Source organism: Hydrogenophaga sp. PML113, from assembly GCF_001777155.1.
GTDB lineage: Bacteria > Pseudomonadota > Gammaproteobacteria > Burkholderiales > Burkholderiaceae_C > Hydrogenophaga > Hydrogenophaga borbori.
Genome location: NZ_MIYM01000013.1, coordinates 65,288 through 74,908, shown reverse-complemented (window position 1 = coordinate 74,908; position 9,621 = coordinate 65,288). Strand labels below are relative to the sequence as shown.

Here is a 9,621-nt window from a genome sequence, read left to right as displayed (position 1 = left end):
CAACATGCCCACGTTGATCACTCCTGGTTCCCCTGCTCAAACATTGAGCAGGGCAGTGTCTACACGTGGGTCAGATTTGCTCGATCGCGCCCCTTACAGGTGGGTCAGTTTTGAATGATCGTCAACATGCCGACCCTCACCTGGATGGCGCTGTGCCTGCTGGAACTGCAGGAGCAGCACCGCACGCCGCCGCAGTTCAGGACGGCAGCACGCCGGTACCGCGGCGCGGCCGACTTGACATCACCGAGTGATCGCGACGTCCGTGCTCACACAGGCGCTTTGACTGCCCCTCTTCGCCCTATTTCGGTGGATGCTACCCGGGCGGGCGGATGTACGCTGGAAGTCCTGAAACAGCGAAGGCGAGCCGGTCCACTTGTCGAGGAGTGGCGCTCCTTGATGGCGGCGCAAGCCGACATAGTGGCAGAGTACCTGCGCGCGATTGCTTCGGCCGAGGGCACGCACAACCTTCGGCAGACATCTGCGCGCTAATGGCGCTGCAAGCGGCGGAGTTCGAGGCGGTCTGCAGGCCCATTCCGCGGCTGCCGCCAGAGCCGCCGACGTAGCGCTTAGCCGGCGTAGCGCATTGTGTCCGCGCGGGTTCGAAGGAGCACTCCTCTTCGAAAGCGATGGAGTGTCAATCCGCCTGGTCGTGAAGTCCGCTTCCGACCCTTTTTCATCTTTCGTGCTTCACAGGTCAGGCCGGCCGAATGACCGCAATTGACGCGAGACCGTGAGCTGGGCGTCCATCTGCGACCGACCGCAACCGCTGCACAGCAGCCACTTACCACCCTCAAACCTTCATCGCCGCCCAAGTCGTCGTCTTCGCAAACGCCGCAAACTCCCGCTTCGTCGCCCCCACCTTGCTCTTGCGGCTCCAGGTCTCACCCGTGGGCAACTGGTAGGTCACCCCGATCTCCGGCGCATGGCCCTCGCTGTCCAGATCGCCGCGCTCCTTGGCCCGTCGGGGGCTGGTGAAGCCCGCGCCTTCCGCCAGCTCGGCCAGCGTCTCCTCCGCTTCGTGGGACTTCATCATCTTGATGAGGTGGATGACGGCGTCCTTCTTCGTCTTGCCCATCAGGCTGAGCTTGTCCGACAGGAAATTGAGCGTGGATTCGAATTCCTTCGTCGCCTGTTCTTCGGCCTGTTTCATCAACCGCTCCGCGAATTCGCGCAGTTCGGTCGAGCTCATTTTGGTGGTGTCTTTGGCGGGATGGGTCACCAGAGGTTCTCCTGGGGCAAGGTGTGGGTGAGGAAGTTCGTGCGCGCACGGACCAGCGGCACAGGCGCTTGTGGCGTGGGCGTTGGATAGGCAATGGCCGTGCCACATGGGGCGTGGTCGCCGGGCCGAATGCGGGCTGGGTTGGCGGGCTGGCGAGAGTCTAGTCCTTCGGCCGGACGGGGCCTGGAGGGCAACCCGGGCATTGGAAGAGCCCGGGTGTCGGCCCCTCAGACCGGACGCAGCGCCTGGCCGTGGGCGGGCACCTGTTCCAGCGCAATGCCATCCCCCGCGCGAACCTCGCCCGCCTCAAGCACCACACCCATCACCCCAGCCTTGCGCACCAGCTCGCCTTGCTCGGTGCGGTCCAGCACGGCGGCCAGCAAACCAGGCATGAAGCGCTCGATTTGCGCGCAAGGGTTGCGCAGGCCGGTGATCTTCACCAGCGCCTGTGGCCCGATGCGCAGCACGATGCCTTCGCTCAAGCCCAGCAGGTCCAGGCCGGTCGTGGTGATGTTCTCGCCCATCTGCCCCGGCCGCACCCACAGGCCCTGGGCGGCCAGTTCGTCGAACAGTTCGCGGTGCAGCAGATGCACCTGCCGCAGGTTGGGCTGGCTCGGGTCGCGCGCCACGCGCGAGCGGTGCTTCACGGTGACGCCGCAGTGGGCGTCACCCATCACCCCCAGGCCGGCGACGAGCGTGATGACCGGCGCGGTTTCTTTGGAGAAGGCGTGGACGCTGAGTGCGTGCACGGCGGTGACGTGGGCGGGCATGGGGGTTGTGGCGCCATGGCTTGTCATGAGACTGTCCTTCGCTGCAGAGGTGGGTCAGTGGAGGGACGCCGTGGTCGCGACCGACCACGCCAACAGCACCTGCGCCCCAAAGTACGTCGGCCATCCCCACAAGTGATTCACCGGCGACGGGCGCACGAAGCGCTCCCGTGCCACCGCGATGTCGGAGATCGCGAACAGCACCGCCCCCCACAGCACGATCCAGCGGCCGGTGGCGACTGCATGCCCCACCGCCGCGACGCACATGGACAGGATCACCACCACGTAAACCAGCACCGGCGCCTTGAACGGTGCCGGCGTGTGCGGCAGCAGCCAGCGCAGCACCACGAAGCCGGCGGCGCAGGCCACGACCAGCGCCACCGCCATGGCCGGCCCATTCAGCGGGCCGCTCACAAAGGCCGTGGCGTACAGCCCGTGCGACAGCAGGAAAGCCACCAGCCCGGCCATGAAAGCGGCCGAGCGTTTCCCCAACAGCAGCGCGTCCCCCAGCCATCCGAGCACCAGCGCGCCCAGCACCCATTGCCCATAGTGCGATTGCATCGCACCCAAAACAATGGCGAGCCACACGAAGCAGGTGCTGGCACCGAGCTTGGTGAAGGCGCGGGCCAGCGGCCACTGCAGCCGGTCCACCACCAGCAGGGCGATCACGAACAGCAGGCAGGCGGCGGTCAGTGCAATGGGCGAGTTCATCATCGGGCGTGGGTGGGCGGGCCAAGGGCGGCCCGAGCTTAGCCGCCGGTCAGCCGCACAATGCGCGCATGTTCACGTCCACCTTCACCTTCGCCAAGCGCGCGTTCGACGACGAGTTCCATGCCCTGGACCAGCGCATCGCCGAGATGGCCCGCGCCATTCCCGGCTACCTGGGCGAAGAGGTCTGGGAGAACACCGCCAACGGCCTCTTCTCCAACGTGTACTACTGGGAGACGATGGAGGCCTTGCAGACGCTCATGAAGCACCCCGACCACCTCGACGCCAAGCGCCAGCAGGCGCGCTGGCTGCAGGGCTACCACATCGTCATCGCCGAGGTGGTGGGCTCCCATGGCGACGGCGGCATCCCGCACCCGCTGGCCCAACGCTGACCTGCCCCTTCCTTCAAGGCCAAACCATGTCACTGCTCGCCTTCGCCCTCGCGGCCCTCGTGCTCGCCATCACCCCTGGCCCCGGCATCGCCTACGTCGTCGCGCGCACGGTCGCGGGCGGGCGCTCCGAAGGGCTGGCCTCTTGCTTGGGCACGGCCATCGGCGGCCTGCTGCACGTGCTGGCCGCCGCGCTGGGCCTGTCGCTGCTGATCGCACAGTCGGCGCTGGCCTTCGCGGTGCTCAAGTACTTGGGCGCGGCCTACTTGGTTTACCTGGGCATCCGTTTGCTGATGCGAAAGGAGGCGGCGTTTGCGGTGAAGGCCGTGCGCTCGCAAGGGGCGCGCCGCGCGCTGCTCGAAGGCATCGTGGTGGAGGCGCTGAACGTCAAGACGGCGCTGTTCTTCCTCGCCTTCCTGCCGCAGTTCGTTGCCCCGGCCGATCCGCTGGTGCCGCAGCTGGTGCTGCTGGGCAGCGTCTGCGTCGCGCTCAATACCTTGGTCGACGTGATCGCGGTGTTCACGGCCGCCCGCCTGCTTCGCTCGGGCCCCGCGCGCGCCGTGCGCGCGCGGCTGATGACCCGCGCCTCGGGTTTCACCATGCTGGGCCTGGGCGCCTGGCTGGCGCTGGCGCGGCGCGAGGGCTGAGGCCGTGAGAGGGCGTTTCGAGCGCAGGCGCGGGGCCTTCGCGGCTTCTGACGATCAACGCGTCTCCTTCGCCATCGGCAGCCCCTGCAAGCCAAAAGCCTGAACGGCGGGCCCTGTCGGCAGAAAGCCGTTGCGGCGGTAGAAAGCCTCTGCGGTTCGAGTGCTTTCCAGGCGAAGCGTCGACAGGCCTTGCGCGATGGCGTGCCGTTCGAGGGCTTGCAACAGTGCCTTGCCGAGGCCCGTGAAACGCGCCTCTGGCGTCACGTAGCAAAGTAGGACCTTGTCGCCGCGCGACATGCCGAATCCCTGAGTCGCGCCATCCCGGTCGCCCACGATGCAATGGGCTTCGGTGTCCTGCAGCCAGGTTTCAACGTTCGCCACCGTCTTGTTGCGCAGCCAAGCCTCCATCAACCCGGCGTCGCCGTGGTGGTCGTCGATGCAGCATTCGGTGATGGACCGCCGGATCACCGTGCAGATGGTGGTGGCGTCGCCGGTCTGGGCGGAGCGGATATGGATGGTCATGGGGCGGTGGAAGGACAAACAGAGCGGATCCACCGGATGTTGGCACCAGGCCCACCCGCATGACAGCGACCGTATCTGGCCGCGCGCTCAGCCCTGCGGCCGGCGCACGATGCGGATCGGCTGTGCCACCACCGGCCGCCCCAGCGCGCCCGACAGCTGGCGCCCCTGCGGGTCCGCCAGGGCGGCGAGCCTGAGCTCGCGCAGGCGCTGCGCGGAGACCCCGGGCTGCGCTTCGCCGAGCAGGGCCTGGAGGTGGCGGTGGCCGCGCCGGTTGGTCTCGCCATAGCCCTTCACCAGGTTGCCGGCCAGGGCGATCTCCAGCGCCGCCGCCGGGTCGGGCAGCAGGCGCTCGATGGCGTCGAGCCAGCGCCGGATCGCGGCCTGTTCCTCGGCGTAACGGAAGCCGCGCCGGCGCAGGACCTTGAACGAGCGCAGCGCGCACAGCACCAGGAAGCCGCGCAGCGTGTCGGTGCGCACCAGCAGGCCGCGGTGCCACGAGCGGCCTTCGGTGGCCTTCAGCAGCGCACGGGCCAGCGCGGGCGGCAGCAGCGAGGCGATCTCGTCGATGCCGGGTTTCAGGTACTCGGTGGTGCGCAGGGCGTCGCCGGTTTTGACGCCCACCTCGCGGCGCACGCGCTCCAGGCGCTCGCGCCGGGTCTTGAGCTGGGCCACGCGCACCACGTCCTCGTAGCACATCCACAGGGCTAGGTAGCGCGCGGCCTCGCGGGTCACGGCCCAGTCGCTCTGGCCCAGGCGACGCTGCGCGTCCAGCAGGCGTTCGACGGTGTCGAGGTACTGCTCGGCGTAGCGCGGATCCTGGTACTCGGTGGTGAGTTCGATGCCCGAGGCCAGCACCTCGTGCAGCGCCGCCGGCCAGGCCCGCGCGCGCGCGGGCAGGCGATCGATGCCCTGCAGGCGCTCGGCGAGTTGGGTGCTGGCCATCACGCGGCCCGAGGCCGCCTCGTAGCCGGCGGCGAAGCCGCGCAGGCTGGCCTGCACCGACTTGCCGGAGCGCTCGATGGCCTGCTCGCACTCCTCGCGCGAGAAGGGCAGCACGCCCGATCCGGCCATGGCGCCGAACAGCACGGTGTTGATGACGGTGCCGTGCTGCTGCGCCAGCGCGCGCATGTCCAGCAGCACGGCGGCGCGGGCCTGGGCCTGCGCCGCCTGCAGCACGCGCTCGCTGTCGAAGCGGCCGTCGCCCATGGCGGCCTTCTCGGACACCGCGTACTCGCGGTGGGTGGAGGCGATCAGCAGGGTGTTGGCCGGGTGCACGTAGCCGTTCTGGATGGCGCGGCCGGCCTCCACCAGTTCGGACGCCACCATCAGGTCCACCTGGCCCGCCGTGGGCGTGAGCGAGAGCACGGGCTCGCGCCCGCCGAGTTCGGCGCGGCGCTGGGGAAAGATCTCCACGTAGTAGGTGGTGGCGCCGGTGCGCTGGGCCACGCCGGGCACCGAGGTGCTTTGCACCGGGAAGCCGGCCTGCATGGCGGCGTCGACCAGCCAGTCGGACAGCACGCCGCCGCCTTCGCCACCCATGGCGCCGATGAGGATGCACAGGGCCTGTGTCATTGGACTGCTCTCCGTGTTGCGCGCTGCGTTGTCAGCGCCTTCGGGCGGCCGTGCGGCGCTCATGCCGCCAGCCTGTCGATGAGGGCGCCGCGCACGCGGGCCATGAAACGTTCGAACGCCGTGGGGTTCTGCACCACCTCGGCTTTGTAGAAGGACGGGCACAGCACGGCGGCGTGCGCGTTCTCGCCGCACAGGCCGCAGCCCACGCAGGCGCTGTTCACGCTGGCCACCGGGTCGGTGCGCAGCGGGCTGGGGTTGGGCTTGATGGTGAGCGAGGGGCAGCCCGACAGGCGTATGCAGGAGTGGTCGCCGGTGCAGGTGTCTTCGTCGATGCCGAAGCGCGTGCGCACCACGCGCTCGCCGCGCTTGAGCTGTTCGGCCACGCGCGGCTTGTTGCGGCGCTGGCGCTCCAGCTGGCATTCGCCGTCGGCGATGATGACCTTGAGCCCGCCCTCGGGCGTGGACATGGCCTCCTGCAGCGTGTCGCGCATTTCCTCCACCTGGTAGCTGCCGACCTTGCGGATCCATTTCACGCCCACGCCGTGCAGGGCCTTCTCGATGTCCAGCGTGAGCGGGCGCGCCGCCGGCTGCGAGGGCGAGGAGGGAATGGCCTGCGTGCCCGTGGCCGAGGTGTAGCCGTTCTGCAGGATGACCAGCACCGAGTCCTGGCCGTTGTAGACCGCGTTCACCACGCCGCTGGTGAAGCCGTTGTGCCAGAAGCCGCCGTCGCCCATGATGCTGAGGGTGCGGTTGGGCAGCAGCGGGCCCACGCCCGAGGAGCTGGCCAGGCCCAGGCCGTAGCCCAGCACCGTGCTGCCCACGTTGAAGGGCGGCAGGGTGCCGAAGGTGTGGCAGCCGATGTCCGCGTTCACGTGCACCTGGCCCAGCTTCTCCTGCATCTGCTTGATGGCCGAGAACACCGGCCGCTCGGGACAGCCGATGCAAAAGCCCGGCGGGCGCGTGGGCACGGGCGCGCCGATGGCCTGGCTGGCCTGGGCCTTGTGCTCGCGCAGCGCCTTGGCCTGGGCGGCGATGGGCGCGGCGGCCAGGCCGGCGGGCGCTGCGGCTTCCACGAAGCGCGCCAGGGCCTCCACCATCACGTCGCCGGTGTACTCGCCGGCCATGGGGAAGATGTCCTTGCCGTGCAGGCGGGTGTCGATGCCGGCCTTGCGCAGCACGGCGTGCAGCGCGTCCTCGATGTAGTTGGGCTGGCCTTCTTCGACCAGCAGCACGGACCGCTTGTCGCGGCAGAAGTCCAGCACCTCGTCCGGCACCAGCGGGTAGACCACGTTGAGCACGTAGATCGGCAGGCGCGAGGCGCCGAAGGCGTCGGCCAGGCCCAGGCTCTGCAGGCCGCGGATCACGCCGTTGTACAGGCCACCGGGCACGATCAGGCCGACGTCGGACAGGTCGCCGTCGAAGCGCTCGTTCAGGCCGGCCTCGCGGATGTAGCGCTGGGCCGCGGGCCAGCGCTGCTCCACCTTCTGGCGCTCGTGCTGGTAGATGGAGGGCGGCAGGTTGATGCGACCGTAGTCGTAGGCGGGCTGCTCGATGGGCTGGCGCATGGACACTGCCGGCGAGCGGTTGTCCTTGCAAGCGAAGCTTCCATGCACGTGGCAGGCGCGGATGCGCAGCTGCAGCAGCACCGGCGTGCTGCTGGCCTCGGACAGCTCGAAGCCGCGCTCCACCGCGTCCACGATGGAGCCCAGGTTGGGGCGCGGGTCCAGCAGCCACATCTGCGACTTCATGGCGAAGGCGTGGGTGCGCTCCTGGATGATGCTGGAGCCCTCGCCGTAGTCCTCGCCCAGGATGACCAGGGCGCCGCCGGTCACGCCGGCCGAGGCCAGGTTGGACAGCGCGTCCGAGGCCACGTTGGTGCCCACCGTGCTTTTCCAGGTGACGGCGCCGCGCACCGGGTAGTGGATGGACGCGCCCAGCATGGCGGCGGCGCCGGCCTCGGAGGCGCTGGCCTCGAAGTACACGCCCAGCTCGTCGAGCAGGCCACGCGCGTCGCCCAGCACGTCGATCAGGTGCGACACGGGCGCGCCCTGGTAGCCGCCGATGTAGCTGACGCCCGACTGCAGCAGGGCCTTGGTGACGGCGAGAATGCCCTCGCCGTGAAAGGTCTCGCCGGCGCCCAGCCGCAGGGACCGGACTTCGGCAGCGAACGATCGCTCCATTTTTTTATGCCTCCAGGGGTGGCGCGCGGGCGCCGGACAATCCCGGGATGCTAGGGAGCGGCCAGCGGAAGACCTATCCATGGCATCCTTGTTACATATCGACGGACAAGATGGACCACCACCCCACGCGCTTCGACCTGAACCTGATCCGGGCCCTCGTTGCCATCTACGAGACCCGCAGCGTGACCCAGGCCGCCGAACGCCTGGGCCTTACGCAGCCCACCATCAGCCATTCGCTGGCGCGCCTGCGCGAGGTCTATGGCGACCGGCTGTTCTCGCGCGGCAGCGCCGGCCTGGTGCCCACGGCGGTGGCCGAGCGGCTGTACGAGCAGCTCAGCGTGGCCCTGCACGCCATCGAGGGCACGCTGGACGCGACCGCGGCCTTCGATCCGTTCAGCTCCACGCGGCGTTTTCGCATCGCGCTGTCGGACATCGGTTCGCTGTTCTTCACGCCGCCGCTGCTGCGGCGTTTCCAGACCATCGCGCCGCGCATCCAGGTGGAGTTCGTGCAGCTGTCCGGCGGTCTGCAGGACGACCTGGCGCGCGGCACCCTGGACCTGGCCATCGGCAACCTGCCCAGCCTGCACACGCACTCGCGCAATCAGCTGCTGTTCCATGAGCGCTACGTCTGCCTGATGGCGGACAACTACCCCGGCGTGGGCGAGTCCATCGACCTGGAGACCTTCAGCCGCGCGCGCCATGTGATGGTGAGTTCGCCGGCCTCGGGCCATGCGCTGGTCGACGGCGCGCTGGCCGAGCGCGGCGTGCAGCGCAATGTGGTGGCGCTGGTGCCGCAGTTCTCGGTGCTGCCCAGCCTGCTGGAAGACAGCGACCTGGTGGTGGTGCTGCCTTCGCGCGTGGCCCAGCTCTACGCGCGCGAGCGCCGGCTGCGCACCGTGGAGCTGCCGGTGCCCATCGCGGGTTTCGAGGTGCGGCTGCACTGGCACGCCCGCCAGGACGCCGCGCCCGCGCACCGCTGGCTGCGCGAGGAGGTGATGCGGGACCTGAGCGGGCTCTGAGAGGGCTTGGATTGCGCTGGTTCGTCGCCTGGGTGGGCGTGTCAGGGGTGGGCCCAGGGCCTCGGCGGCTTCGATGCGGCGCCCCTCGCTGCGCGAGGGGTCCCCTGCGATGCTCGCGCCAGCGGCGCGCGGCGGAACTCGCTGCGCGCCCTCCAGGCGCTTCGCTCGGACAGCCGCCGCGAGTCAGTTCACCAAGCGCGCTGCGCGCGCCGCCGCAGTCCCTGCGCTTCTCGGCACCGCATAGGCGCCGCCAAGGCCCTGGGCCCACCCCTGACGGGTGGTACCTGGGTTCGCCTGCAAGGGAAGCGCATGTCCGCTTTCCTCTTCCTTCCTCCTTCTTCCCCTTTCGTTTGCCAGTCACGTCGCTGGCCGAGGGCCCGGGGTGCGCTGCGGCGGGCGCCTATGCGCAGGCGAGGAGCGCAGGGTGAGTGGCCCGCGCGCGCAGCGCGCTTCGTGAACCGACTGGCGGCGGCTGTTTGAGCGGAGTGGGCAAAGCCCACGCAGCGAGTTCCGCCGCGGGGCCGCTCACCCGAGCACCGCAGCGAACCCCTCGCGCAGCGAGGGGCTGTGCATTGAAGCCCGCCGCAGCGCACCCCGG

General features: G+C 69.4%; 10 protein-coding genes. 4 read left to right on the top strand and 6 right to left on the bottom strand.

Annotated features, from left to right (window positions below; all coding sequences use genetic code 11):
- Positions 1-126: 126 nt before the first annotated feature.
- On the top strand, positions 127-489 hold the full coding sequence (locus BHU06_RS22635) for a hypothetical protein (RefSeq protein ID WP_175442892.1): 363 nt from the start codon (positions 127-129) through the stop codon (positions 487-489).
- A gap of 301 nt (positions 490-790) precedes the next feature.
- Here the strand turns inward: BHU06_RS22635 and BHU06_RS19625 are convergent, their stop codons facing one another.
- From BHU06_RS19625 to BHU06_RS19615, 3 genes are all read right to left on the bottom strand, one after another.
- The gene (locus tag BHU06_RS19625) at positions 791-1,219 is read right to left on the bottom strand and encodes a hypothetical protein (protein WP_070400909.1); all 429 of its coding nucleotides are present in this window, start codon (positions 1,217-1,219) and stop codon (positions 791-793) included.
- A 227-nt stretch (positions 1,220-1,446) separates the two neighbouring features.
- Complete coding sequence (locus BHU06_RS19620; protein ID WP_070400908.1) at positions 1,447-1,989, bottom strand: MOSC domain-containing protein; 543 nt, start codon at positions 1,987-1,989, stop codon at positions 1,447-1,449.
- Between the two features lie 54 nt (positions 1,990-2,043).
- Positions 2,044-2,697, bottom strand: coding sequence for a lysoplasmalogenase (locus BHU06_RS19615; protein WP_070400916.1), 654 nt, complete (start codon positions 2,695-2,697; stop codon positions 2,044-2,046).
- A 68-nt stretch (positions 2,698-2,765) separates the two neighbouring features.
- On the opposite strand from BHU06_RS19615, the gene BHU06_RS19610 reads away from it, so the two are divergent.
- Positions 2,766-3,086 carry an antibiotic biosynthesis monooxygenase gene (locus BHU06_RS19610; protein WP_070400907.1) on the top strand — a complete coding sequence of 107 codons (321 nt, stop codon included), beginning with the start codon at positions 2,766-2,768 and terminating at the stop codon, positions 3,084-3,086.
- A gap of 26 nt (positions 3,087-3,112) precedes the next feature.
- Positions 3,113-3,730: a LysE family translocator gene (locus BHU06_RS19605; protein ID WP_070400906.1), complete on the top strand. Its 618-nt coding sequence runs from the start codon at positions 3,113-3,115 to the stop codon at positions 3,728-3,730.
- Positions 3,731-3,784: 54 nt separating this feature from the next.
- Here BHU06_RS19605 and BHU06_RS19600 read toward each other — a convergent pair whose 3' ends face one another.
- The 3 genes from BHU06_RS19600 to BHU06_RS19590 form a co-directional block, all read right to left on the bottom strand.
- Positions 3,785-4,252: a GNAT family N-acetyltransferase gene (locus BHU06_RS19600; RefSeq protein WP_070400905.1), complete on the bottom strand. Its 468-nt coding sequence runs from the start codon at positions 4,250-4,252 to the stop codon at positions 3,785-3,787.
- 87 nt (positions 4,253-4,339) lie between these two features.
- A complete protein-coding gene (locus tag BHU06_RS19595) occupies positions 4,340-5,824 on the bottom strand; it encodes an indolepyruvate oxidoreductase subunit beta family protein (protein ID WP_070400904.1) in 1,485 nt (494 codons plus the stop codon).
- 59 nt (positions 5,825-5,883) lie between these two features.
- Positions 5,884-8,004, bottom strand: a complete 2,121-nt coding sequence (locus BHU06_RS19590; protein ID WP_070400903.1) for an indolepyruvate ferredoxin oxidoreductase subunit alpha — start codon at positions 8,002-8,004, stop codon at positions 5,884-5,886.
- A 110-nt stretch (positions 8,005-8,114) separates the two neighbouring features.
- Here BHU06_RS19590 and BHU06_RS19585 point away from each other — a divergent pair, with 110 nt between their 5' ends.
- On the top strand, positions 8,115-9,023 hold the full coding sequence (locus BHU06_RS19585) for a LysR family transcriptional regulator (RefSeq protein WP_070400902.1): 909 nt from the start codon (positions 8,115-8,117) through the stop codon (positions 9,021-9,023).
- The last annotated feature ends 598 nt before the right edge of the window (positions 9,024-9,621 follow it).

Coding starts and splice junctions, on each gene's coding strand:
- BHU06_RS22635 (WP_175442892.1), top strand. CDS start 127: ATGCCGACCCTCACCTGGATGGCGCTGTGCCTGCTGGAACTGCAGGAG.
- BHU06_RS19620 (WP_070400908.1), bottom strand. CDS start 1,989: ATGCCCGCCCACGTCACCGCCGTGCACGCACTCAGCGTCCACGCCTTC.
- BHU06_RS19615 (WP_070400916.1), bottom strand. CDS start 2,697: ATGAACTCGCCCATTGCACTGACCGCCGCCTGCCTGCTGTTCGTGATC.
- BHU06_RS19610 (WP_070400907.1), top strand. CDS start 2,766: ATGTTCACGTCCACCTTCACCTTCGCCAAGCGCGCGTTCGACGACGAG.
- BHU06_RS19605 (WP_070400906.1), top strand. CDS start 3,113: ATGTCACTGCTCGCCTTCGCCCTCGCGGCCCTCGTGCTCGCCATCACC.
- BHU06_RS19600 (WP_070400905.1), bottom strand. CDS start 4,252: ATGACCATCCATATCCGCTCCGCCCAGACCGGCGACGCCACCACCATC.
- BHU06_RS19595 (WP_070400904.1), bottom strand. CDS start 5,824: ATGACACAGGCCCTGTGCATCCTCATCGGCGCCATGGGTGGCGAAGGC.
- BHU06_RS19590 (WP_070400903.1), bottom strand. CDS start 8,004: ATGGAGCGATCGTTCGCTGCCGAAGTCCGGTCCCTGCGGCTGGGCGCC.
- BHU06_RS19585 (WP_070400902.1), top strand. CDS start 8,115: ATGGACCACCACCCCACGCGCTTCGACCTGAACCTGATCCGGGCCCTC.